At 65.0% G+C, this 25959-nt stretch carries 16 protein-coding genes; 6 read left to right on the forward strand and 10 right to left on the reverse strand.

The window, feature by feature from the left end; all coding sequences use genetic code 11:
- Window positions 1–15 precede the first annotated feature (15 nt).
- On the reverse strand, window positions 16–702 hold the full coding sequence (locus tag LB526_RS07650) for a D-lyxose/D-mannose family sugar isomerase (RefSeq protein WP_095767778.1): 687 nt from the start codon (window positions 700–702) through the stop codon (window positions 16–18).
- 204 nt (window positions 703–906) lie between these two features.
- Between LB526_RS07650 and LB526_RS07655 the strand changes: the two genes are divergently transcribed.
- Window positions 907–1965 (forward strand): D-TA family PLP-dependent enzyme, encoded by a 1059-nt coding sequence (locus LB526_RS07655; RefSeq protein WP_224627100.1) that lies wholly within the window; start codon window positions 907–909, stop codon window positions 1963–1965.
- Between the two features lie 156 nt (window positions 1966–2121).
- Here LB526_RS07655 and LB526_RS07660 read toward each other — a convergent pair whose 3' ends face one another.
- From LB526_RS07660 to hutI, 8 genes are all read right to left on the reverse strand, one after another.
- Window positions 2122–2880, reverse strand: a complete 759-nt coding sequence (locus tag LB526_RS07660) for a heme ABC transporter permease (protein WP_224627101.1) — start codon at window positions 2878–2880, stop codon at window positions 2122–2124.
- A 217-nt stretch (window positions 2881–3097) separates the two neighbouring features.
- Window positions 3098–4867 (reverse strand): glucan ABC transporter ATP-binding protein/ permease, encoded by a 1770-nt coding sequence (locus LB526_RS07665; RefSeq protein ID WP_095767781.1) that lies wholly within the window; start codon window positions 4865–4867, stop codon window positions 3098–3100.
- A 374-nt stretch (window positions 4868–5241) separates the two neighbouring features.
- Window positions 5242–13821, reverse strand: coding sequence for a GH36-type glycosyl hydrolase domain-containing protein (locus LB526_RS07670; protein WP_224627102.1), 8580 nt, complete (start codon window positions 13819–13821; stop codon window positions 5242–5244).
- Between the two features lie 270 nt (window positions 13822–14091).
- On the reverse strand, window positions 14092–14679 hold the full coding sequence (locus LB526_RS07675) for a HutD family protein (protein ID WP_224627103.1): 588 nt from the start codon (window positions 14677–14679) through the stop codon (window positions 14092–14094).
- A gap of 116 nt (window positions 14680–14795) precedes the next feature.
- The gene (hutU, locus tag LB526_RS07680) at window positions 14796–16469 is read right to left on the reverse strand and encodes a urocanate hydratase (protein WP_224627104.1); all 1674 of its coding nucleotides are present in this window, start codon (window positions 16467–16469) and stop codon (window positions 14796–14798) included.
- A gap of 31 nt (window positions 16470–16500) precedes the next feature.
- A complete protein-coding gene (gene hutG / locus LB526_RS07685) occupies window positions 16501–17319 on the reverse strand; it encodes an N-formylglutamate deformylase (RefSeq protein WP_224627105.1) in 819 nt (272 codons plus the stop codon).
- 220 nt (window positions 17320–17539) lie between these two features.
- Complete coding sequence (hutH, locus tag LB526_RS07690; protein WP_095767785.1) at window positions 17540–19075, reverse strand: histidine ammonia-lyase; 1536 nt, start codon at window positions 19073–19075, stop codon at window positions 17540–17542.
- Window positions 19072–20301 carry an imidazolonepropionase gene (gene hutI / locus LB526_RS07695; protein ID WP_224627289.1) on the reverse strand — a complete coding sequence of 410 codons (1230 nt, stop codon included), beginning with the start codon at window positions 20299–20301 and terminating at the stop codon, window positions 19072–19074. The genes hutH and hutI overlap by 4 nt, the downstream gene beginning before the upstream one ends.
- 96 nt (window positions 20302–20397) lie before the next feature.
- On the opposite strand from hutI, the gene LB526_RS07700 reads away from it, so the two are divergent.
- Both LB526_RS07700 and hutC read left to right on the forward strand, forming a co-directional pair.
- A complete protein-coding gene (locus LB526_RS07700) occupies window positions 20398–21753 on the forward strand; it encodes a formimidoylglutamate deiminase (protein WP_224627107.1) in 1356 nt (451 codons plus the stop codon).
- Window positions 21754–21766: 13 nt separating this feature from the next.
- Complete coding sequence (gene hutC, locus LB526_RS07705) at window positions 21767–22513, forward strand: histidine utilization repressor (RefSeq protein WP_224627109.1); 747 nt, start codon at window positions 21767–21769, stop codon at window positions 22511–22513.
- A gap of 164 nt (window positions 22514–22677) precedes the next feature.
- On the opposite strand, the gene LB526_RS07710 is transcribed toward hutC, so the two are convergent.
- Window positions 22678–23022, reverse strand: coding sequence for a RidA family protein (locus LB526_RS07710; protein WP_140697768.1), 345 nt, complete (start codon window positions 23020–23022; stop codon window positions 22678–22680).
- A 220-nt stretch (window positions 23023–23242) separates the two neighbouring features.
- On the opposite strand from LB526_RS07710, the gene aztA reads away from it, so the two are divergent.
- The 3 genes from aztA to aztC are packed head-to-tail and all read left to right on the forward strand — an operon-like array spanning window position 23243 to window position 25922.
- On the forward strand, window positions 23243–24070 hold the full coding sequence (aztA, locus tag LB526_RS07715) for a zinc ABC transporter ATP-binding protein AztA (RefSeq protein ID WP_224529070.1): 828 nt from the start codon (window positions 23243–23245) through the stop codon (window positions 24068–24070).
- On the forward strand, window positions 24070–24945 hold the full coding sequence (gene aztB, locus LB526_RS07720) for a zinc ABC transporter permease AztB (RefSeq protein ID WP_140841086.1): 876 nt from the start codon (window positions 24070–24072) through the stop codon (window positions 24943–24945). Before aztA ends, aztB begins: the two co-directional genes overlap by 1 nt.
- A 35-nt stretch (window positions 24946–24980) precedes the next feature.
- Window positions 24981–25922: a zinc ABC transporter substrate-binding protein AztC gene (gene aztC / locus LB526_RS07725; RefSeq protein WP_224627111.1), complete on the forward strand. Its 942-nt coding sequence runs from the start codon at window positions 24981–24983 to the stop codon at window positions 25920–25922.
- Window positions 25923–25959 lie beyond the last annotated feature (37 nt).

Consider the following 25959-nt stretch of genomic DNA (forward strand, 5'->3'; position numbering starts at 1 on the left):
CGGAGCGTCCCTCGCCTACCCCACCCACTTCTCGTAATCCGACACCAGCAGGTGCAGCGGCGCCACATCCTCGTCGATGTTGGAGAAGCGGCCGATCGGGTCGCGGAAGACATTGTCGGTGAGGTCGTCATTGACCGTCGAGACCTCGCCGATCAGCACATCCTTGCCCTCGGCCCAGAAGGCGTGCCAGACGCCGGGCAGCAGCGTCACGCTCTGGCCCGGATCGAGCTTCAGCAGCCCGCCTGCCGGCAGTCTGGTCATGGTGCCGTCGACCGGCACCGAGACTTCGGCCTTGGGGTCGATGCCGCCGTCGCGGTCGTGCATGAACAGTTCCAGCACCAGCTTGCCGCCGCCGCGGTTGATGATGTCCTCGGCCTTGATGTTGTGGCGGTGCATCGGCGAGAGCTGATCCTTGCGCGAGATCATGATCTTCTCGGCATAGAGCATGCCCATGCCGAGCTTCATGTCCTCGTAACGGCCGTTGCGCACGGTGAACAGGAACAGGCCGAGCTCGTCGAACTTCTCCTGGCCGTAGTCGGTGATGTCCCAGCCGAGACGGGAGGTGAAGATGGCCGGGGAGTCGCCCTTATGCGCCTTCATCTCTTCCGGCGACCAATAGGCGAAGGGCGGCATGATATAGCCGAAGGAGCGGATGAAGGCGTCGGCTTCGCGGATGATGTCGTTGATCTTGGAGCGCTTCATGGGTTCTCTTCCTTCCGGCCGCCGCCTGCTGAAATCCGTCCTTCCGAATAGCCCAATGCCGGTCCTCTGTCGACGCAAACCGGCGGATCTGGCCCCGTGACATGGGCTTCGTTCGGGGCCATAACCCAACTGATTTGTTTTAACGCAATGTCTTTGTCCCACAGCGGATCGCCGCGCGGAAGACATGCTCGGACGGGTGATCTCATGGCAAGCATAGCCGATCTCGACACACCGGCGATCCTCATCGATGCTGCCCGCGCCGAGGCGAACATCAAGAAAGCGCAGGCCCATGCGGATGCTCACGGGCTGAAGCTCCGCCCGCATATCAAGACGCACAAGCTGCCTTACTGGGCGAAGAAGCAGGTGGAGGCGGGCGCCGTCGGCATCACCTGCCAGAAGATCGGCGAGGCCGAGGTGATGGCTGATGCCGGGCTGACCGACATTTTTCTCCCTTACAACATCCTTGGTCGCGCCAAGCTGGAGCGGCTGAAGGCGCTACATGGGCGCGTGACGCTATCGGTGACGGCGGACAGCCATGAGACGCTTGAAGGTCTTGCCGCCACTTTCACCGACGCCGGCCATCCACTGCAGGTGCTGGTCGAGTGCGACACGGGCATGGGCCGCTGCGGCGTGCAGAGCGCCGACGAAGCGGTGGCGCTGGCGAAGGTGATCGATCAGGCCAAGGGCCTCAGCTTCGGCGGGCTGATGACCTATCCGGCGGCTGGGCGCGCCGCCGAGACGGAGGCATGGCTGAGCAATGCACGCTCTACGCTAACAGCGGCCGGGCTTGAATGTGCCCGCATTTCCAGCGGCGGCACGCCGGACATGTGGCGCTCCGGCGAGGACGGCGTCGTCACCGAATACCGGCCCGGTACCTACATCTATCTCGACCGCTACCAGGTCGCCAAAGGCGTCGGCACGCTGGACGACTGCGCGCTGACCGTGCTGGCAACCGTGGTCAGCCATCCGACGGCGACTCGCGCCATTCTCGACAGCGGCAGCAAGGCGCTGTCCTCCGATACGCTCGGCCTGCCGGAGTTCGGCGAGTTGCTCGGCATGCCGGGCGCCCGCGTCACGGGCTTGAGCGAAGAGCACGGCTCCGTCACGCTTTCGGACGGCGCCAAGCTGCGCATCGGCGAACGCGTGCGCGTCGTTCCCGATCATTGCTGCGTGGTGACGAATTTGTTCGACCAGGTGCATCTGATCGACGGCGACAAGGTGCTGGAAACGCTGCCGGTGGCGGCAAGGGGCAGGATGGGGTGAAACGCGCCTTTCCCTTCTCCCCTTGTGGGAGAAGGTGGCCGCGAAGCGGCCGGATGAGGGGTGCTCCAGGCAACACAGACGTCTCACTCCGCTGGAACACCCCTCATCCGTCTCGGCGCTGCGCGCCGATCCACCTTCTCCCACAAGGGGAGAAGGTTAAGTGCGCTCCGCCTGCCGCGCGGCAACTCTGCGCATCGCGGTCACGCGCCTGCGGAAAATCTCCGTGCGCATCGCCATCAGGTGCAGCACGAAGAACAGCACGGTGAAGCCGAGCGCCATCACGGCCAGCGGCCACAGCATCGAGGGGTCTATGGTCGGGCCGCCGAGGCGGAAGACCGAGGCCGGCTGGTGCAGCGTGTTCCACCAGTCGACCGAGAATTTGATGATCGGGATGTTGATGAAGCCGACCAGCGTAATAATGGCGGCAGCCCAGGCGGCGCGGCCGGCATCGTCCAGCGCGCGGGTCAGCGCGATGATGCCGAGATACATCAGGAAAAGCACGAAGACCGAGGTCAGCCGCGCGTCCCAGACCCACCAGGTGCCCCACATCGGCTTACCCCAGATGGAGCCGGTGATGAGCGCCAGCGCGGTGAAGGTGGCGCCGATCGGGGCCGCCGCTTTCAGGGCCACATCGGCCAACGGATGACGCCAGACCAGCGTGCCCAACGCCGAGATCGACATGATCGTGTAGCACATCATGGCGAGCCACGCGAAAGGCACGTGAATATACATGATGCGCACGGTGTTGCCCTGCTGGAAATCCTCGGGCGCGGTGAAGCTCATATAAAGGCCGACGGCGAGCAGGATCGCCGCGATCGCCGCCAGCCATGGAACGACTTTGTCCGCCAACCCGACGAAGCGCGTCGGATTGGCGAGATCGGCCCAGGCGCTTAAGCGTGAGGTAGTGTCGCTCATGCCGACCTAAATAGACCGGAGATTGGCCTGGGGCAATCGGGGGAGTGTCGCGCTTTCCCTTCTCCCCTTGTGGGAGAAGGTGTCGCCGAAGGCGACGGATGAGGGGGTGTTCCAGGAAAGCCAGCGTCTCACTCCGCTGGAACACCCCTCATCCGTCTCGGCGCTATCGCGCCGATCCACCTTCTCCCACAAGGGGAGAAGGGAGAAGCGTTCTGTCTTACGCCGCTTCCGTCACCGGACGGCTGAGGCGGCGGACTTCCTCGTCGTTGAGCAGGCCGCCGGCGCGCAGCAGGGCGGCGAAGCGGCCGTTGCGCAGCGACAGCTCGGTGAAGCCGCCCATCTCGACCACCCTGCCCTTGTCCATGAAGACGACGAGGTCGGCGTCGCGGACCGTGGTCAGGCGGTGGGCGATGATGAAGGTCGTGCGGTTGCGGCGCAGCTCGTCGATGGCCTCCTTGACGCGATCCTCGGTTTCGACGTCGAGCGCGCTGGTCGCCTCGTCGAGCACCAGGATCGGCGCATCCTTGAGCACCGCGCGGGCGATGGCGATACGCTGGCGCTCGCCGCCCGAGAGCTGGCCGCCGCGCTCGCCGACGACGGTGTCGTAGCCGCCGCTCTTGGCCAGGATGAAGTCCTGAGCGGCGGCGGCATTGGCGGCAGCGTGAACCTCGTCATTGCTGGCATCGGCGCGGCCGACACGGATGTTGTCCTCGATCGAGCGGTTGAGCAGGCCGGCGTCCTGGAAGACGGTGGCGATCGAATGGCGCAGCGACTTGCGGGTCACCGTGCGGGTGTCGATGCCGTCGATCAGGATGCGGCCGCTGGCGGGCGTGAAGACGCGCTGCAAGAGATTGATGAGCGTCGTCTTGCCGGCGCCGGTCGGGCCGACGATGGCGACCGTCTGGCCGGCCTGGACCTCGAAGGAGACGTCCTCGATGCCGTGGCCCGAATTGGCGAACTCGAAGCTGACATCCTCGAAGCGGACGTGGCCGGTGACGTTGGTCAACTCGCGCAATCCGTCGGGCTCGGCGGTCTCGGCAGCCGAATCCTCGAGACGATAGAACTCCTCGAGCTTGGCACGAGCCTCGGAAATCTGAGTGGTGAAGGCCGACATCTGGTCGAGACGGGCGATCAGCATTCCGGCAAAGCCGGTGAAGGCAACGACATCGCCGACGCGGAGCTGGCCACGGGTGACGAGATAAGCGCCGATCGAGAGCACGATCATCATCGAGATGGTCGACGACAGACGGTTCAGCGCATTGGCGATCGCCCACCAGTCGAGCACCGGGTTCTGGGCGTCGAGCAGATCCTTCACATAGCGCTTCAGCGTCGCAGTCTCGTGGCCGATGCGATTGTAGCTCTGCAGCACGGCAACGTTGCTGACGCTGTCGGTCACGTGGGCAAACACGGTATGGTAGTGGCGTTCGACGGCAGTCTGCCCCGACTTGGTGCGGCGCATGACGAGGCGGCCGATACCGACATAGAGCACGCCCAGGCCAAGCAGCACGACGGACATGCGGATGTCCATGGACAGCGCGGTCGGAACCAGCAGCACCAGCGCGATGGCCGTCGAGAGATGCACGCGCATGAATTCGAGCCACAGGCTGAACAGGGTCTCGACCGCGCGCAGCAGCGTGTGCAGCGAATTGGATGTGCCGCGCTGATGGTGCCAGGCAAGCGGCATGGTGATGACACGCTCGAAGGACTGGCACAGCACCTCGGAGCGGCGGGCATGGGCGAAGCGGTCGGCGCCGCGCGCCACCAGCACGAAGGCGACGACGTTGAAGGCACCAAGAGCGGCCCAGACGGCGAGCGTCGAAAACACCGCGCCTTTTTCGGAGATGGCACCGATCACCCGGCCCAGGAGGATGGGCTCAAGGATCGCGATCGCCGCGAGCGCGACATTGGCGCCGCAAATCAGCGCAACGCGCTTCTTGTCGGACGCCAGATAACCCAGCGCTCTAAAGTAGATCTGCAGAAGTGACACTTCAGCTACTCCGCCAAACTCTTGTCTGTGCTCAATGCCCGAATTGTGCACCGCACCATTTTCTGACACGTATCGGTTAACGTGTCGCGAAACAATGCGTCGTCTATCGCTTCCGTTCCCATTTAGCGAACAAAAGATGACGACGGTACGAAATCTGACGTGATCACCTAACGGTTTGAGATAAAAGGTGAAATGTCAGGCTTGCGGCAAAATAATGGCACCTGCCTCGCGCTGCCACATTTTTAATCACAAGCTGCTTGCTTAGGCTGCCCTAAAGGAAGGCGCGCGATCGGGCGCGAGAGGCCGCGCCAAGTAAAAAGGGCGTCGGCCGCGCACCCCGAAAGATGCGCGGCCGACGAACCAAACCTTTGATTTTACGCAGGTATCCTGACGACGACCTCGGTCTTGTCGCCAGCTTTCGGCTCGAAAGAGGCCGATTTTTTCTTCGAACCATCGACTTCTAGCGAGATCGACTTGGTCTTTTTGTCGCGGATAACACGAAGCTTGATCTCGCCGTCGAACATCTTGAGCGTCGCGGCGTAGCCGTCCCAGTGCCCGGGCAGCTTCGGCCTAAACGTGATCTCCTTGCCGCGCCGCTCGATACCGAGAATGCCCTCCACCGCGGCGCGGTAAAGCCAGCCGGCCGAGCCCGTGTACCAGGTCCAGCCGCCGCGGCCGCCCTTGCCTTCGCCGGCATAAATGTCGGCGGCCACGACATAGGGTTCCACGCGATAGTGCTCGGCCGCCGCCTCGTCCGAAGCGTGGTTGACCGGGTTCAGCATCGAGAAGCAGCGATAAGCCTCGTCGGTGCGGCCCATTTCAGCCAGCGCGATGACGAACCATGTCGCGGCATGGGTGTATTGGCCGCCATTCTCGCGCACCCCCGGCGGATAGCTCTTGATATAGCCGGGATCCTTCTCGCTCTTGGAGAAGGGCGGCGTGAACAGCTTGACGATCTTGAGCTCGTCATCGACCAGCATCTTGGTCGCCTGTTCCATGGCCGTCGTCGAACGGGCAGGATCGCCCTCGCCCGACAGCACGCTCCAGGACTGGGCGATGGAGTCGATCCTGCACTCGTCCGAATTGTGCGAGCCGAGCGGCGTACCGTCGTCGAAGCTGCCGCGCCGGTACCACTGGCCGTCCCAGGCGGTGCTTTCCAAGGCCCGTTTCAGCGCGTCCGCGTGCTTGGTCCAGGCCTGCGCCCGCTTGGTGTCGCCCTGCCCTTTGGCGACAGGCGCGAAGTCGGTGAGCGTCTTCAGCAGGAACCAGCCCAGCCACACGCTCTCGCCCTTGCCGCCCTCGCCGACACGGTTCATGCCGTCGTTCCAGTCGCCGCCAAGGATGAGCGGCAGGCCGGCGGGGCTGCTGCGCTTGATCGCGAGATCGAGCGCCCGCGCGCAATGTTCATAGAGCGGCGCGGTGTTCTTGGTGATCTCCGGCGTGAAGAAGGCGTCGTGCTCGCCCTCGCCGAGCTGCTGCCCGTCGATGAAGGGCAACTGCTCCTTGAGGATACCGGCGTCGCCCGTCACCTCGATGTAGCGGGCCGTCGCATGCGCCAGCCAGACGACGTCGTCCGAGATCATCGTGCGCACCCCGGCATCGGTGCGCGGCAGCCACCAATGCTGCACGTCGCCTTCCGGGAATTGCCGGCGCGCCGCGTTGAGGATCTGGTCGCGCGCCAGCGTCGAGTCATGCGCCAGAAGCGAGAGCGTGTCCTGCAACTGGTCGCGGAAGCCGAACGCGCCGCTCGCCTGGTAGAAGGCCGAGCGCGCGCGGATGCGGCAGGCCAGGCTCTGGTAAGGCAGCCAATGGTTGACCATGGCGTTCATCGCTTTGTCGGGCGTCTCGACCTGGATGGTGTCGAGGAAGCCGCGCCAGGCGCGCTCGTTATCGGCCAAGCGCTGATCGAAATCCTTGCCGCGATGGGTCTGCACCAGCGCGCTCGCCTCGGCGGGCGTGGCAGCGTCGCCAAGCAGCCAGGACAGTGTCACGTCGCCGCCGGCGGGAATGTCGATGTCGCTGGCGACGACAGCGCAGGGATCGTCGCCCGCCTCGATGCGGCCGGAAAGCGCAAGCCCACCAAGCACGGCCTGCGGATATTCGGTCGTGCCGTGCCTGCCGATGAACTCGCTGCGGTCGGCGGTTACCGAATGGACAGGATGGCTGGCTGCCAGGAAGGCGACACGCTCGCCGAAATCGAGGCCATAGGGATTCTGCGCCAGCATGGCGTCAGTGGCAGCGTCGCGCGACGGCACGATGGTCGCCGCCGTGCGCGAGCGATGGCCGCCCAGCACCCATTCGGCATAGGCGTAAATGCGCAGCCGCGCCGGCGCCGGCCCGGCATTCTGGATGCGCAGCCGGGTGATCTTCACAGGATCGGTGGGATCGACCACCTGCGTCAGGTCCATCGACAGCGAACCGCGCTTGGAGCGGAAGGTCGAGAAGCCCTGGCCGTGCCAGGTCTCGTAGGTCATCGACGGATCGCGAACCGTCGCAGCCATCGGCGAGAAGGCCTTGCCGCTCAATTGGTCGAAAATATAGAAGCCTTCGCCCGGCCGGTTCGACACCGGGTCGTTCGACCACGGCGTCAGCTGGTAGTCGCGGCTGTTGCGACTCCAGGTGAAACCGGCGCCTTCGGCCGAGACGTGGAAGCCGAAGGAGGCGTTGGAGATCACGTTGATCCAGGGCTGCGGCGTCGAACGCCGGCCGGTCAGCCGGGTGACATAGTGGCGGCCGTCGCCGTCGAAGCCGCCAAAGCCGTTCCAGAGGCTGAGACCGCTGCCGTCGGCGGCGATATCGGCTCCGCCCCGGCTTGCCGGCACCGGCATGGGGAGCGGCGGAACGGGCTCGCGCGGCGTGCCGCCCTCGGCCTGCATCAAGGCGTCGCGGGCCTGGAGCGCCGCCGTCTCGGCACGTTCGAGCTGATCGAAGATCGTGCCGTTGCGGGTGTGCAGCACGACGCGCGCCACAGACAGCAAGGTCTTGTAGGTCGGCTCGTCCATCAGGTCGCGACGCACCGCGAAGATGTGCTGGCGGGGCCCGAGCTCACGGCCGCGCAGGCGGCTGTTCTCGCACAGCGTCTCCACCGCGCGCTGCAGGTCCTGCACATAGGACGAGGCCTGCTCGTTGACAACGACGAAGTCGATCATCATGCCCCGCGCCCGCATATATTCCTGGAAGCGGAGCGCCTGGGCGACGATCTCGAGATCGGCGACGTCGCCGATGCGCACGAGGAAGATCGGGAAATCGCCGGAGATGCTGGTCGGCCAAAGGCTCGACTGGCGGCCGAGGCCCGACGCTATGGATTCCGCCGGCAGGCGCAGGAACGGATCGGGATAGATCAAATAGCGCGCCAGCTTCTGCACATTGGCGGCGTCGGTGAGGCTGAGCCCCAGATGGCGCGTCTGCACCTGGCTGCGCGTCCAGGCAAGCATGGCCTGGCGGGCGAAGCTCTCCTGATGGTCGAGACGGGCGATCGCCTCGTCGAGCTCGCCGCGATTGGCGCCGACGGCGGTCCAGAAGGTCAGCGATATCTTCTTGTTGGCCGGAACGCGCACCTGGCGGCGCAGCGCCGCTACCGGGTCGAGGGTGAAGCCCTGGCTGCCCGAAAGCCTGACGCCGGGGTCGAAGGCGACGGCATCGGCGATGGTGCGGCCACGGCCGATGAAGGCGCGGCGGTCGGTCTCGGCCTCGGCATCGCGCGACGGGCCGGACGGGTCGGTGACGAAATGCACCATTGTGAGATCGGGATCGTTGTTGTCGCGCTTGCGCCTGGTGGCGAAGATCGCGCTGTTGTTCGGCGCGATCTCGGTCTCGACGAACATCTTGGAGAACGCCGGATGCGCGTTGTCCGACGTCTCGTTGCCGAGCACCAGCTCGGCGAAGGAGGTCACTTCGATGTGCCGGTCGGTGGCGCCGTCATTGTAGAGCGTGATGCGGCGGCCTTCGCCATTGCCTTCTGAAATGACGATGCATTCGACTTCCGAACGCAGCGAACCCACCGTCTTGGTGAAGCTCGCCTTGTCGTCGCCAAACAGCGTCTGGACGCGCTCGCCCTCGGCGCGCTTCGGCTCCGCGGTGGCGGACCACCAGTCGCCGGTCGCCGCGTCGCGCAGGAAGATATAGGAGCCGAGGCGATCCTCGCTCGGATCCGGCTGCCAGCGGGTGACGGCAAGCTCGCCGAAGCGGCTGTAGCCGGAGCCGGTGGCGGTGACCATGACCGAATAGCGGCCGTTGGACATGACGTTGGTCGCCCGCAGCGCCTTGATCGGATCGAGCACGACACGGCTGTCCGGGCTCTCGGCCTCGGTCTCGTCCTTGGAGCGCTCGTCGGCTTCCGTCCTGACGGTCGCCGTCGGAATGTCGCGCGGCGCCTTCTCCTGCAGCAGAAGCTCGGCCGATTCGATCACCGGGTCGCTGTGGAAACGCTCGCGCAGCCGGCCCTCGAAAATAGCGTCGGCTACCGCCGCGATCGTCATGCCGGAATGGTGCGCCATGTAGTTCTGCACCACAGCGTGGTCGGTGCCTTCGGGCACGCGTTGCGGCGTGAAATCGACCGCGTCGTAGAAGCCGTGGCGGCCGAGCGCCCCGATCGAACGCAGCCGCTGCAGGTTCTGCACCGCCTCGCGCGGATTGAACTGTGCGGCCAGGATCGTCGCATAGGGCGCGATCACGGTGTTCTGGCCAAGGCCGCGCTTCAGGCCGAGCCCGGGCACGCCGAAATTGGTGTACTGATAGGTGAGCTCGCGGTCGCGGGCGTTGTAGGCCGCTTCCGAAATGCCCCAGGGCACGTTCTTGGAACGCGCATACTGGATCTGGCGCTTGATGATGAGCTTGCTGGTCTGGTTGAGGATCGAACCCTGCGGCTCCTTCATCACCAGCGGCGGCATCAGATACTCGAACATCGAGCCCGACCAGGACATCAGCGCCCCTTGGAAGCCGATCTCGACGATCGGCCGTCCCAGACGGAACCAGTGCTCGGTCGGCAGGTCGCCCTTGGCGATGGCGAACAGGCTGGTGAGCCGCGCCTCGGAAGCAAGCAGGTCGTAGCAGCTCTCGTCGAGCTGGCGCTCCTCGACGCGGTAACCGATCGAGAGCAGCTTGCGCTCCTGCCGCATCAGGAAGGAGAAATCCATCTCGAAGGCGTAGCGGCGACAGCGCTCGCGCAAGGCGAGCAGCTTGGCGCGCAGAGCGGCGACCGCGCTATCGTCATTGTGCGAGTCGTGCACATGCGCCTCGCAGGTCGCTTCCAGCCTGGCCGCCCAGTCGGCGATGACATCGCTCTTCGGCGACGCCGCCTCGGTGTGGATGGCGGTGGCGAGCTTGCGGATCTCGCCGGCCAGCACCGCAAGGTTGATGGTGCGGATCGACGCCATCTCAGGCTGCGCCTTGATGGTCGCCACCGCGCGGCGCATGCCGTCGAGACGGTCGGCAAGGCGCTGGCGCAGCGGCCGCAGCTGCCGGCGGTCGTCCGGCAGCTCGTCCAGGCTCTCGTCGAGGATGGTGACGGTGTCGATGATGCCTTCGAAATCGCCTTGCAGATGCACGGACGGCGCTTCGGCCCATTCGGCGCAGGACGCCGCCACCGCGACGAGATGTCCAGCGAGATTGCCACTGTCGACCGCCGAGATGTAGAGCGGATAGAGCGGCTTCAGTGTCGTGGTGTCATACCAGTTATAGAGATGGCCGCGATCGCGCGGCATGTTCTCGATGGTCGTCATCGTGGCGTCGATGCGGGTGATGGCGTCCGACAGGCTGATCCAGCCGAAATCGCGCGCCGACACCACCGAGAGGAGATAGACGCCGATATTGGTCGGCGAGGTGCGCGGCGCCACAACCGGCGCCGGGCTTTCCTGGAAATTATCCGGCGGCAGGTGATGCTGCTCGGCCGTCACGAAGGTCTCGAAATAGTGCCAGGTGCGGCGCGCGAAGGTGCGCAGCGCGTGGATGTCGGCGGTCGAGATACGCAGCCTGTCCTCGGTCTCGGCCGAGCGGCTGATCCAGCAGGCGACGGCGGGCGAAGCGATCCAGAAGATGGCGAAGAAGAAGGCGACGAAGGCGCCGGTGGAATCGGCCAGCACCGGAATCGCCAGGCCGACGACGCCGATGATCACCGCGCCATACATCATGCCATAATAGGCGCCGAGATCGTTGCCGCCCTTGGCGGCTTGCGAGGCGGTACGCCATTCCAAAAGATTTTGCCGGCTGACGAAGAGCCGATAGATGGTGCGGATGATGGCATCGCCCATCATCCAGGCGAGATGCGCCATCAAAAGCACTTTCAATGCCACGAGCGCGGTGCCGAACACGGTATCGCGGGCCAAGGCGGAGAAATGGCCCCGCGGCGTCTGGTCGCCGCTCTTCGGCAGGATGCCGTTCACGATGTCGAAGGTCGGCGCCATGAACAGGCTGAGGATCATAAGAGCCTGCCACTGCGCCGCCTGGGTGAAGGGCAGCAGCGTCCAGCCGGCAATGCAGGCCATGACCCAGAAGATCGGGGTGACCGAGCGGCGCAGATTGTCGACCATCTTCCAGCGCGACAGCGCAGGCACGCCGGAGCGCGGGTCGAAGATGTAGCCGAGCAGCTGCCAGTCGCCGCGCGCCCAGCGGTGGTGGCGCGAGGCGTCGACCGAGTAGCGGGTCGGATAGTCCTCGACCAGCTCGACGTCGGTGACCAGCGCGGCGCGCGCCAGCGCGCCTTCGAGCAGGTCATGGCTGAGGATGGTGTTTTCGTCGATGCGGTTCTTCAGAGCCGCTTCGAAAGCGTCGACATGGTAGAGGCCCTTGCCGGTGAAGGAGCCGTCGCCGAAGACGTCCTGGTAGAGGTCGGAGACCGCGAAGACATAGGGGTCGAGGCCGCGATTGGCAGAGAAGACGCGCTGGAAGAAGGAGGCATCGTCGCCGCTGGTGAGCGAAGCGGTGATGCGCGGCTGCAGGATAGTGTAGCCGGCGGTGACGATGCGCTTGACCGGATCGAAATGCGGGCGGTTCAGCGGATGGGCGAGCTTGCCGACCAGGTCCGAAACCGCGTCGCGCGTGGTGCGCGTGTCGGCGTCGAGCGTCATCACATAGACGACGTTTTCCGGCAGCGGCACGTCGAGCGGCAGGAAGGTCGTATCACTGTCGCCGCGTAAAAGAAGGTTCAGCTCATGCAGCTTGCCGCGCTTGCGCTCCCAACCCATCCAGCAGCCCTGCGCCTGGTTGTAGAGCCGGCGGCGATGCAAGAGGTAGAAGCGCGGCGAACCTTCGGACGGATAGCGGGCGTTGAGCCTGGCGATCTCGTCGCGGGCGTATTGCAGGATCTCGATGTCTGCGACGTCGATCTCGGTCTTGGAATCCGGCCAGTCGGACAACAGCGCGAAACGGATCTCGTCCGCCGTGTTGGCGAGGTGGTGCACCTCGATGTTGCGGATGTTTTCCTCCACGTCGTCGCGCGAGCCAATCAGCGAAGGCACCACGACCAGGGTGCGCGATTCGGCCGGGATGCCGTGCTTGTTGTAATCGTAGCCGACAAGCCTGGTCGGTTTCAGGAACAGCGCCACCACGGTGTTGAAAAAGGCCAGCGCGCCTTCGCTGGCCGGAACGGCGAACAGCGCCAGCATCAGCGTGATCGATTCCACCGACAGGCCGAGATTGGCGAGCGCTTTGCCCGACAGCACCAGCAGCAGCGCCGTCAAAAGGAAAACCGGCACGACGATGCCGAGCCAGCCGGCGCTGGCAAAGCCTCGTTTGAAGGTCACATAGAAAGGCGGCCGGTAGCCAATCGCCCTTTCCAGCTCCTGCCGGCGCGGGCCGACCAGGAAGAAGCCGACATCGGTGTGCACGGCGGGGTCGGCGGTTTCGGGCACGCCGGATGCATCGGTGAGGCCGGGCGTGTGGCCGGCAAGCTCGATCGCCTTTTCGGCGACGCGGTACTCGGAGAGATGCGAGCGGCGCGCCAGCTGTTCGATCGCGGTGCGGTACTGGTCGCGCGAGAAGAAATCGAGGTTGGCGAAATCGGTCTTGTCGCGCAGCAGCGTGTCGATGCGGCTGACGCCCTCGAACCAGACCGTCCAGTCGACGTCATTGATGAGGCGCAGACCGCGAATGATGTTGCCGGTGGTGACATTGCCCGAGGACAGCGTCTGATGCTCGGAGATGATGATCTCCTCGGCATCGGAACCGGTCTTTTCGAGCTCGCCTTCCAGCCATTCCAGCGCGCGGCCGGCGTTCTGCGATCCGTCGCGCAGGCGGTAGAGCAGTTGGGTGGCGAAGGTGGTGTCCTGCGCATGCGCGCTGTAGTTGGACAGAATCCTGGTGCGGTCGGCATTGTCGTCGGTCGCCAGAACCCGGTCGGCGACCTCGTTGGCGGTCTGGCGCATCTGCCTGGTGCGCTCTACGCGCACGGCGATGCGGCGCAGGTTCTCGATCAGCACGAAGCGCAGTAGCGACGGCAGCGCCCAGAGCTCGCCGATCTTCATCGGCTCGACCGACTGGAAGCCCTCGACGATAGCCTTGAACATGCTGGCCGACACGGAGCTGTCGGAATGCTCGACATAGCTCCAGGCGACGACGAAGGCGCGTGGCAGCACCGTGCCGTCGCCGAGCGTGAGCGTCGGCAACTGCCGGTAGAAGCGGCGCGGCAGGTCGCGCTTGACCTGGAAGATGGTCTCCTCGACCAGGTAATTGTTGTCCAGCAGCCATTGCGCGGCCGGCGTGATGGTCTCGCCCTTGGCCTGCGCGGCATTGGTCGAGCGGTAGACTTCGAGAATTTTTTTGGCGCTGTCGCGGATGCGGGCCTGAAACTCGAACGGAGCCAGGCCGAACAGTTCCTTGACCTCGCCCTTGGCAAGCGCGACGCCCAAGGCGCGCAGCCGATCCTCAGGCAGGAAATTGGAGCGTATCGGCGCATCCGTTGCCGCCGGGAAGCCGGCGCTTGTGAGTTCGATCTTGTTGGGATTGGTCTGAATGTTCATTGAAAATTCCGTAAGCGGGGGCGCAATGCGGCGTCACCGCCACGGCAATGGCCCTAAAACCGGTTCAATTGCAATTGGTTGCATGACTGATCGGCCGAAAGTTTGTTTTGCGCACCACAACCGGGGCGTGCCCTTTCGACAGCTCGTGGGCGAACGCCCCTCGCTCTCCGCCCCCGGTTGGATCAGGGCAAGAATTCAGGCTTTTTCGTGATACATGCAAGGGCCCGGGCGATAATTCGCCCGAGCCGCGATCATGTTTGGCAACAGCCGTTAATGGTTGGCCGCGAGGCGGTGGAGCCCGATCACGAAAAGCAGGCCCTGCCCTTTAGGCTGAAGCCGCATTTCCGGGCTGTCGCGGTCGAGGATCAGCGTGTCGAGCGATCCAAGGCACGGCCCATCGTCCGTGAGGAGCGTGGCGCCGGCGCCGACGGCAAGAATGAGCGTGGTGTCGGCGCGCGGCGCGATCCGAATCTCGGCGGTGAAAGACCGGCGCTCGACCTCATGGGCCATGCGGCCACGGCGGGTCATGATGTTGAGATCGGTGATCGGGCCGCCGATCAGCGCCGCGCCGGTCGGCACGTCGCCCGGAAAGGCGAGCGGCGCCGAGGCCATGGTCAACCGCGTCGGCGCCTGGCCGGCAATGTCGAGAATGATCCCCTCGCCTTCCAGCACCGACAGTGTTCGATCGATGCCTGCGAAGCTTGAGAACGGGCCGCTCGTCTCGACCCGGGCCATCGAGACGCGCCAGTCGAAATCCTCGAGCCCGGCGCCGCCGGGCGAAACGGCGATTTCGGTCGTCGTGCCGCCGCCATTCTTCCACGGCATGACGCGGTAATCGGCGGCACGAAGGATGCGCATTCGGCTCAGACCCGGACGATTTCAAGTCGATTCGACCTGAAATCATCCGGCTCTGTCTTTTTGGTGAGGAGCATGATGTTGTCCGAAAACCGCTTCACACTTTTCGGCATCATGCTCTAGCCCAGAATGCCCGGCAGGTTCAGTTGGTGCTCCTTGGCGCACTGGATAGCGATGTCGTAGCCGGCATCGGCATGGCGCATGACGCCGGTCGCCGGGTCATTCCACAGCACGCGCTCCAGGCGCTTTGCCGCGTCAGCCGTGCCGTCGGCGACGATGACCATGCCGGCATGCTGCGAGAAGCCCATGCCGACGCCGCCGCCATGATGGAGCGACACCCAGGTGGCGCCGGACGCGGTGTTGAGCAGCGCGTTGAGCAGCGGCCAGTCGGAAACGGCGTCGGAGCCGTCCTTCATTGCTTCGGTCTCGCGGTTCGGCGAGGCGACTGAGCCGGAATCGAGATGGTCGCGGCCGATGACGACCGGCGCCTTGAGCTCGCCCTTGGCCACCATCTCGTTGAAGGCAAGGCCGAGCCGGTGGCGGTCGCCGAGGCCAACCCAGCAGATACGCGCCGGCAACCCTTGAAAGGAGATGCGCTTGCGCGCCATGTCGAGCCAGTTGTGCAGATGCGTGTTGCCGGGGGTCAGCTCACGCACCTTGGCGTCGGTCTTGTAGATATCCTCCGGATCGCCCGAGAGCGCCGCCCAGCGGAACGGACCGATGCCGCGGCAGAACAACGGCCGGATATAGGCCGGCACGAAGCCCGGGAAAGCGAAGGCGTTCTTGAAACCCTCGTCCTTGGCGACCTGGCGGATGTTATTGCCGTAGTCGAGCGTCGGCACGCCGGCGTTCCAGAATGCCACCATCGCCTCGACATGCTCGCGCATCGAGGCGCGGGCGGCCTTCTCGACGGCCTTCGGATCCGAGATGCGCTTCTCGCGCCACTCGGCCATCGTCCAGCCCTTGGGCAGATAGCCGTTGATCGGGTCATGCGCCGAGGTCTGGTCGGTAAGAATGTCGGGGCGGATGCCGCGTTTGAACATCTCAGGCACGATCTCGGCGGCGTTGCCGAGAAGCCCGACCGATTTTGCTTCGCCGGCCTTGGTCCAGCGATCAATCATCTCCATCGCTTCGTCGAGCGTCTCGGCCTTCTCGTCGACATAGCGGGTGCGCAAGCGGAAGTCGATCGAGTCCGGGTTGCACTCGATCGCGAGGCAGGAAGCGCCGGCCATGACTGCCGCCAAGGGCTGGGCGCCACCCATGCCGCCGAGGCCGCCGGTCAGGATCCACTTGCCCTTGAGGTCGCCATTGTAGTGCTGGCGGCCGGCCTCCACGAAAGTCTCGTAGGTGCCCTGCACGATGCCTTGCGTGCCGATATAGATCCAGGAGCCGGCCGTCATCTGGCCGTACATCATCAGGCCCTTCCTATCGAGCTCGTTGAACTTCTCCCAGGTCGCCCAGTGCGGCACGATGTTGGAGTTGGCGATGAGCACGCGCGGCGCGTTGGCGTGGGTTTTGAAGACGCCCACTGGCTTGCCCGACTGCACCAGCAGCGTCTCGTCCTCGCCCAGCGTCTTCAGCGAAGCGACGATACGGTCGAAATCGTTCCAGGTGCGCGCCGCCCTGCCGATGCCGCCATAGACGACGAGCTCGTTCGGGTTCTCGGCGACCTCGGGATCGAGGTTGTTCATCAGCATGCGCAGCGGCGCTTCCGTCGTCCAGTAGCGAGCATTGAGCTTGTCGCCGCGGGGGGCGCGCACTTCACGTATGTTGTGACGAGGATCGGTCATCATTGTCCCTTTCAAGCAAGGCGGGCGGCGCGGGTCAGCGCCCGGCCCAGTCAATGGCGGTTTCGAGGATTGTTTTCAGCGTGGCGCGGATCGGCGCGGCATAGCTTGGGTCGTAAGGCACCGGCCAATTTTCCGGCGAACCTTTTTCCGCAGGCTCGCGCATGTAGCCACGGTTGGAGAGCTCCATCTGCAGCGCATGCACGCCGTTCCCGGGCTGGCCGAAGCTTCTGGTGATCCAGCCGCCCTTGAAGCGGCCGTTGACCACCCAGGTCTCGCCGGTCGCGGCCAGGATGGCGGCCACTTTTTCCTGCAGCACGGGATCGGTGCTCTTGCCGTCATTGGTGCCAAGGTTGAAGACCGGCAGCGTGCCGTCGAACAGGCGCGGCAGCACCGAGCGGATCGAATGGCAGTCATAGAGCACGATCTTGTCATGTATGCCGCGCAACCGGTCGATCTCGGCCTGGAGGGCGGCATGGTAAGGCTCGAAATAGGTCTCGCGGCGCTGGTCGATCTCGGATGGGCTCGGCTCCTCACCCATGCGGTAGAGCGGATCGCCGTCAAACGTGTCTGTCGGGCAAAGGGTGGTCGTCGCCTGCCCGGGATAGAGCGAAACGCCCGACGGATCGCGGTTGACGTCGATAACAGTACGCGAGATGGCGGTGTGCACGACGGTTGCGCCGAGGTCGGCGGCGAAATCATAGAGCTTGTCGATCCACCAGTCGCAATCGCGCCGCCCGAGCCAAGTCGAGACGAGGCGCGAGTCGAGGCCTGCCAGGTCGATGCCGGTGTGCGGGATCGAAACCAGCAGCGGCGCGGTACCCTGGGTGACCGTGAGCCAACCGGGTGAGGTCATGAGAGACCTCCACACGTTGGCGCCCTACGGCGCCCCCCTCTGCCCTGCCGGGCATCTCCCCCTCTTGGGGGGAAATCAGATGTCACGACGGCTTTCGCCAATCGCCTGCGTTGAAGGAAGAGCGGCGCCAAAGCCGCTGCTGATCTCCCCCCTAGAGGGGGAGATGGCCGGCAGGACAGAGGGGGGCGCGAAGGAACTCGACCTCTCATAGCGTGAAGCCTCACGACGCGATCCCCGGCAGCTTCACGGCACCCGCCGCATTCACTGCGGCGCCGCTGCGGACCATGGCGATCGCCTTCTCCATGTCGGGATGGAAATGGCGGTCATTGTCGAGATGCGGGACTTCGGCCCGGACCAATTTGCGCACCGCCTCCAGCGCCTCGCTGGATGCAAGCGGCGCGTGAAAATCGCAGCCTTGCGCGGCGGCCAACAATTCGATGCCGATGACGGCGGTCGCATTCTCGATCATGCCGAGCAGCCGGCGCGCGCCGTGGGCGGCCATCGAGACATGATCTTCCTGGTTGGCCGACGTCGGAATGGAATCGACGCTCGCCGGGTAGGCCTTCTGCTTGTTTTCGGAAACGAGGGCCGCCGCCGTCACCTGTGGGATCATGAAACCGGAGTTCAGACCGGGCTTCGGCGTGAGGAAGGCCGGCATGCCGGACAATGCCGGGTCGACCAGCATGGCAATGCGACGCTCCGACAGCGAGCCGATCTCGCAGACGGCAAGCGCAATCATGTCGGCGGCGAAGGCCACCGGCTCGGCGTGGAAATTGCCGCCCGAAAGCGCGGTGTCGTCCTCGGCGAAGATCAGCGGGTTGTCGGTGACGCCGTTGGCTTCCGTCTCGAGCGTGTCGGCGGCCTTGCGCAGCACGTCGAGCGCAGCGCCCATCACCTGCGGCTGGCAGCGCAGGCAGTACGGATCCTGCACGCGCTCGTCGCCGACACGGTGCGATTCACGAATGGCGCTGCCGGCCATGAGATTACGCAGCGCGTCCGCGGTCTCGATCTGGCCACGATGCTTGCGCAACAGATGGATGCGCGGGTCGAAGGGGGCGTCCGAACCCTTGGCGGCATCGGTCGACAGCGCGCCGGCGACCAGCGCCGACTGGTAAAGAACCTCGGCCTCGAACAGGCCGGCGAGCGCGAAGGCGGTGGAGAACTGCGTGCCGTTGAGCAGCGCGAGACCCTCCTTGGCGCCTAATGTCACCGCCTCCAGTCCATGCGAGACGAAGGCCACCTTGGCCGGGAACCGGCCATGCGGGGTAAAGCATTCGCCGACGCCGATCATGACGGCGGTCATATGCGAAAGCGGCGCGAGGTCGCCGGAAGCGCCGACCGAGCCTTGCGCGGGCACCACCGGAATGACGTCGTTGGCGAGCATTGCTTCCAGCAATTCTATGGTCTGAGGCCGCACGCCGGATGCGCCCTGGGCGAGGCTGGCGAGCTTCAGCGCCATCATCAGCCGCACCACGGCGACAGGCATCGGCTCGCCGACGCCGGCGGCATGCGAGAGCACGATGTTGCGCTGGAGCGTTTCGAGGTCGTCAGCCGGGATGCGGACGCTGGCCAGCTTGCCGAAGCCAGTGTTGATGCCATAGACCGGCTCGCCCTTGGCGACGATGCGGGCGACGGCCTCGGCGCTGTCCCGGATCTTCAGCCGGCAGGCGGCGTCAAGCCGCGGCACGGCGCCGCGATAGATGGCGCGCCAGTCGGCAAGCGTCGCGTTGCCGGGCTTCAGGGTAAGTTCCGTCATTGTCCTCTCCAGATACGGGCATGGAGCGGGTTGAAGCCCATGCGGTAGACGAGTTCGGCCGGACGCTCGATATCCCAGATGGCGAGATCGGCCGATTTGCCGGCTTCCAACGTGCCGGTCTGTTCAAGCAAGCCCAACGCCCGCGCAGCCTCGCGGGTGACGCCGGCGAGACACTCGTCGACAGTCATGCCGAACAGCGTCGCGGCCATGTTCACGGTGAGCAGCAGCGAAGTAAGCGGCGAGGTACCGGGATTGGAGTCGGTGGCGACAGCCATCTTCACGCCGTGGCGGCGGAAGAGATCGACGGGCGGCTTCTTCGTCTCGCGGATGAAGTAGTAAGCGCCGGGCAGGATGGTCGCCACGGTGCCGGCCTTGGCCATCGCGGTGGCTCCTTCCTCGTCCGTATATTCGAGGTGGTCGGCGGACAACGCGCCATAGCGGGCGGCAAGTGCTGCGCCATGCAGGTTGGAGAGTTGGTCGGCGTGGAGTTTTACCGGCAGGCCGAGCGCCTTGGCCTTATCGAACACGCGCGCCATTTGCTCCGGCGAGAAGGCGATGCCCTCGCAGAACCCATCGACGGCATCGGCGAGCTTTTCGGCAGCGACTTGCGGCAGGATCGTGCCGGCGACCAGATCGATGAAGGCGTCCTTGTCGCCCTTGGCTTCCGGCGGCAGGGCGTGGGCGGCGAGACAAGTGGTGCGGATCGTTACCGGACGCTCACCGGCCAGACGGCGGGCTGCGCGCAGCGATTTCTTCTCATTATCGGCATCAAGGCCGTAGCCGGACTTGACCTCGACGGTGGTGACGCCTTCGGCGATCAGCGCGTCGAGCCGCGGCAGCGTCTGGGCGACAAGCTCGTCTTCGCTCGCGGCGCGCAGCGACTTGACCGAGGAGACGATGCCGCCGCCGGCGCGGGCCACTTCCTCATATGTGGCGCCGGCCAGACGCATCTCGAACTCGTTGGCGCGGTTTCCCGCATAGACAAGATGCGTGTGACAGTCGATCAGGCCGGGGGTGATCCAGCGTCCAACACAATCGACGGTCTCGGCGCCCTGCCCGGCCGCAACCGGCATCTCGGCTTCGGGGCCGGCATAGACGATAAGCCCGTCACGCGCGGCGACCGCGCCTTTCTCGACGATGCCGAGGCCGGCCGCACCCTCGGCCACGGTCGCCAGGCGCGCATTGCGCCAGACCCGATGACCGCTTCTGTTGTTTGCTCCACCCATCATCTTTTCCATTTGAAAGGATGGCGATTATGTATATACATATTGAAACGCGACGCAAGCAATATCGTCGCTCACACATCGAGATTGGAGACGCAGGTGACGGCGATCTTTGCGGAACAGGCGCTTCTGCCCGAGGGCTGGCAAAGCAATGTCAGGATCGTCTTCAAGGATGGCCGCATCTCGAAGGTCGAGGCCAGCGCTTCCGCGCAAGCCGGCGACGAGCGCCACGCCATCGTCATGCCCGGCATGCTCAATTTGCACAGCCACGCCTTCCAGCGCGGCATGGCGGGTCTGGCCGAATTGCGCGGCCCTTCGGCCGACAGTTTCTGGAGCTGGCGCGAGGTGATGTACCGCTTCGCGCTGTCGATGACGCCGGACCAGGTCGAGGCGGTAGCGGCGCAGCTTTATGTCGAAATGCTGGAGGCCGGCTTTTCGCGCGTCGGCGAGTTCCACTACCTGCACCACGATCACGACGGACAGCCTTACGCCAATATCGCTGAAATGGCTGAGCGGATCTCGGCTGCCGCCTCAGACACCGGCATTGGCCTGACGCTGCTGCCGGTTTTTTACGCCCATTCGTCCTTCGGCGGCGCGGCTCCCAACCAAGGGCAGCGGCGATTCATCAATGATGTCGGGCGCTTCGCACGTCTGCTTGAGAAAAGCCGCGAGGGGGTTCATTCGCTGGAGCAGGCCGTCGTCGGCGTTGCACCGCACAGCCTGCGCGCCGCGACGCCGGATGAGCTCGATGCGGTCGTCGCGATGGCGTCGGACGGACCGATCCATATCCATGTCGCCGAGCAGATGAAGGAAGTCGAGGATTGCGTTTCCTGGTCGGGCAAGCGTCCGGTCGAATTCCTGCTCGCCAACGCCAAGGTGGACAAGCGCTGGTGCCTGATCCACGCCACGCATATGACCGAGACCGAGACGATTGCCATGGCACGGACCGGTGCCGTCGCCGGGCTCTGTCCGATCACCGAAGCCAATCTCGGTGACGGTACGTTCGCGGCGCCACTGTTCATCGAGCATGGCGGCCGCTTTGGCGTCGGCTCCGACTCTAATGTGCTGATCGGCCTGCCGGACGAGCTTCGGCAGCTCGAATATTCGCAGCGCCTCGCCCATCGCGCCCGCAATGTGCTAGCCCGCGCTGGCGGCTCAACCGGGCGCGCGCTGTTCGACGCTTCGCTCGACGGCGGCAGCCAGGCGCTCGGCGCCGGCCAGTCGCGGATTGCCGCCGGCGGCCCCGCCGATTTGGTCTCGCTCGACGCTGGCCATCCGTTGCTTGCCGGCAAGGCTGGCGACGCGATCCTCGACGCCTGGATTTTCGCCAATGGCAGCAAGGTCGATTGCGTCTGGGTGCATGGCAAGAAGCAGGTCAGCGGCGGCAGGCATGCCAAGCGCGAGGCGGTTGCCAAGCGGTTCCGCGAAGTCATGACCGCATTGTCACAGGGCTGAACAGGAACATCAGATGAGCCTTGTCGAGATAAATGACATGGAAGGCGGCGAGATCCTCTCGCTGCATCAACGCATCCTGTCGGATATCCGCGAAAAGATCCTGTCGGGCGCCTGGGTGCCCGGCCATCGCATCCCCTTCGAGCACGAGCTGACGGCTCACTACAATTGCTCGCGCATGACGGTGAACAAGGCGCTGTCGCAGTTGGCCAAGGCCGGGCTGATCGAGCGCCGCCGCCGCTCCGGCAGTTTCGTGCGCCAGCCGCAGTCGCAGGCGGCGGTGCTGGAGCTGCACGACATCAGGATCGAGGTCGAGGCGCTCGGCCTGCCCTATCGCTATGAGCGGTTGGAACGCCTGAAGCGGCGCAGTGGCGCCGAGGACCGCGCGCTGCTCGGGCTTTCCCGATCAGGTCCGGTGCTGGCGCTGGAGGGCCTGCATTTTGCCGGCGAATGTCCGTTCGCGCTGGAGCAGCGGCTGATCAATCTTTCTGCGGTGGCCGAGGCAGCCGAGGAGGAATTTCTCGACATCGCGCCAGGCCCGTGGCTGATCGGCCGCGTTCCGTGGAGCGAGGCCGAGCACCGCATCCGCGCCATGGCCGCCGACGAGACGATCGCCGATGCGCTGGACATCGACGTGGGCGCGCCCTGCCTGGTGGTCGAACGCCGCACCTGGAGCGCCGAGCATCCGGTGACCCATGTACGGTTCATCTATCCGGCGGAGAGCCACACGCTGGTGGCGCGGTTTACCCCGTCGCAGGGGTGAGCTCTTCTCCTTCTCCCCTTGCGGGAGAAGGTGGATCGGCGCGCAGCGCCGAGACGGATGAAGGGTGTTCCAGCGGAGTGAGACGCTGGCGTTCCCTGGAGCACCCCTCATCCGGCCGCTTCGCGGCCCCCTTCTCCCACAAGGGGAGAAGGAAAGGCGGGCGCTTAAATCGCCGCCGTGACAATAATCTCGACCAGATATTCCGGGGCGGCGAGCTTGGCCTCGCCGGTGGCGCGTGCCGGGGTATGGCCTTGCGGCACCCACTTGTCCCATTCCGAGTTCATTTCGGCGAAGGTGCCCATGTCGGCCAGCCAGATGATCGCCTGGACGATCTTGGTCTTGTCGGTGCCGGCCTTGGCGAGCAATTCGTCGATGGTCTTGAGGATGTCGCGGGTCTGCGAGGCGACGTTGCCGCCGGGCTCGCCGACCTGGCCGGCCAGATAGACGGTGTTGCCATGGATGACGATCTGGCTCATGCGCGGGCCGACATCGATGCGACGAATGCTCATTGGAGGTTCCTTCGTTATGGGAGTCGCTGCTCTTTAGAGTCCGGGCGGACGCGGGGCAAGGCCGGCGGACGCGAAACCAATTGAGCCAAGTGTCCGGTCTCTGCCGCCCACCTACACGGCGAGTTGACCGGTCGTGACACAATTGCGCCAGCCTGGCGTGTTGACTAATGTAATAACATCACATATCGACAGCTCACTCGATTTCGCGGACCGCCGCCCGATGACCAATGCCTGCCTGACTTTCCGCGACCTGACGCTGGGCTACAACAGCCACGCGGCCATCCATCATTTGAACGGCACCGTCCGCAAAGGTTCGCTGACCGCGGTGGTCGGCGCCAACGGCTCGGGCAAATCGACGCTGATGAAGGGCATCGTCGGCGTGCTGAAGCCGATGGAAGGCGCGGTGGTCCGCATGCCGGGTGTCCGCACCGCCTATCTTCCGCAGCAGTCGGAGCTCGACCGCTCCTTTCCGGCGCGCGTCGTCGATCTGGTCTCGCTCGGCCTATGGCCAAAGCGCGGCATGCTCGGGCGCTACACCAAAGAGGACCGAGAATCCGTCAGCAAGGCGCTGATGGCGGTCGGGCTCGGCGGCTTCGAGAAGCGGCCGATCGACACGCTGTCCGGCGGACAGCTGCAGCGCACGCTGTTTGCCCGCGTGCTGTTGCAGGACGCCGACCTCATCCTGCTCGACGAGCCGTTCAACGCGGTCGACTCCAAGACCGTGGGCGATCTCATCCAGTTGATAAAGCGCTGGCATGGCGAGGAGCGCACGATCATGGTCGTGATTCACGACCTCGACCTGGTGCGGCAGAATTTCCCGGAGACGCTGCTGCTTGCCCGCCAGCCTGTCGCCTGGGGCGACACCAAGGACACGCTGCGGCCGGAAAATCTGCTCAAGGCAAGGCGCTTCCACGAGGCGTGGGAAGAAAACGCGCCGTGGTGCGAGCCGAGTGAGCATGAACACAGCCATGATCGCGCGCACGATCATGATCATGGGCATGACCACCGACACGACCATCATCACGGCTCCGGACCGAGGGCGGCATGATGGATTTCCTCTACGGCCTGTTCATCGCGCCCTTCGCCGACTTCGCCTTCATGCAGCGGGCGCTGTTCGGCTCGCTGATGCTGTCGCTCGGCGCCTGCCCGGTCGGCGTCTTCCTGATGCTCAGGCGCATGAGCCTGTCGGGCGACGCGATGGCGCATGCCATCCTGCCCGGCGCTGCCGCCGGCTTCCTGCTTTATGGCCTCGAAATCCTGCCGATGACCATCGGCGGGCTGATCGCCGGCATCATCGTGGCGCTCGGCGCGGGTGCCGTCTCTCGCTTCACCATCCAGCGCGAGGACGCCTCGATGGCGGCCTTCTACCTCATCTCGCTGGCCGTCGGCGTGCTGATGGTGTCGATCCGCGGCTCCAGCGTCGACCTGATGCATGTGCTGTTCGGCACGGTGCTGGCGCTCAACGATGAGGCGCTCATCCTGATCGGCGGAATCGTGGCGGTGACGCTCGCCTGTCTCGCCATCTTCTGGCGCGCGCTTGTCGCCGAGTGCCTCGACCCGCTGTTCCTGCGCTCGGTGAGCCGCATGGGCAGCCCGGTGCATTTCATTTTCTTGGGCCTTGTCGTGCTCAACCTCGTCGGCGGCTTCCAGGCGTTGGGCACGCTGCTGTCGGTCGGACTGATGATGCTGCCTGCCGCCGCGGCCCGCTTCTGGACGGCGCGCGTGGAGCCGATGTGCGCGCTCGCCGTGCTGATCGGCTTCGCCTCCTGCATCGCCGGGCTGCTCTTGTCCTATCACGCCTCGCTGCCTTCCGGTCCGGCGATCATCCTTTCGTCCGGCGTCGTCTATTTCTGCTCGATCCTGTTCGGCACGCGCGGCGTGCTGCGCGCCCGCATCGTGCATCACCGGCACCGCACCGCCTGACCCTCATTCCCACCCCTTAAAAGGAGACGTTGCCAATGCTGAAATCCTTCCGAGCCGCCCTGGCGTTGAGCGTTATAACATTAAGCGCCTTCGCAACCTCGTCAGCCTTCGCGGCGCCGCTCAAGGTCGTGGCGAGCTTCACTGTGATTGCCGACTTCGCGAAAAATGTCGGCGGCGACCGGGTCAACATCACCACCATTGTCGGGCCGGACGGCGACGCGCATGTCTATGAGCCGAGCCCGGCGGACGCGGTGGCGATGGCCAAAGCCGATGTCGTGCTGGTCAACGGCCTGCATTTCGAGGGTTTCCTGCAGCGCCTGGTCGACGCCAGCGCCACCAAGGCCGCGATCGTGACGCTGACCAAGGGGGTCACCCCGATCGACTTCAAGCCGGAATTCGCCGACGCAGATGCCGCAGAAGGGGCCGGCACCGGAAGCGGCAAGACGGTCACGGATCCGCACGCCTTCCAGTCGATCGCCAACGCCAAGATCTATGTGAAGAACATTGCCGACGCTTTCTGCGCGGCCGACAGCGCAGGCTGCGACAGCTACAAGGCCAACGCCGCCGCCTATACTGCCAAGCTCGATGGGCTGGAGGGCGAAGTGAAGGCGGCGATCCAGTCGATCCCCCAAGCCAAGCGCGTCGTCATCACCTCGCATGATGCTTTCGGCTATTTCGAGCACGAATACGGCCTGACCTTCCTCGCGCCGGAAGGCATCTCGACCGAATCCGAGCCCTCGGCGGCCGATGTCGCCAAGCTGGTTAGCCAAGTGAAGCAGGACAAGGCGGCGGCGATCTTCGTGGAAAACATCACCAATCCGCGGCTCATCGAGCAGATCGCCGGCGAGACCGGCATCAAGGTCGGCGGCACGCTCTATTCGGACGCGCTGTCTCAGCCCGATGGTCCCGCCTCGACCTATATCGACATGATGCACAACAACATCACGCAGATCAAAGGCGCGATCCTGGGAAGCTGAGCGGCGAGGCATCAACCGGCCCGGCATCTTGGGTTGC

It is taken from the genome of Mesorhizobium sp. CA6, from assembly GCF_020165035.1.
GTDB lineage: Bacteria > Pseudomonadota > Alphaproteobacteria > Rhizobiales > Rhizobiaceae > Mesorhizobium.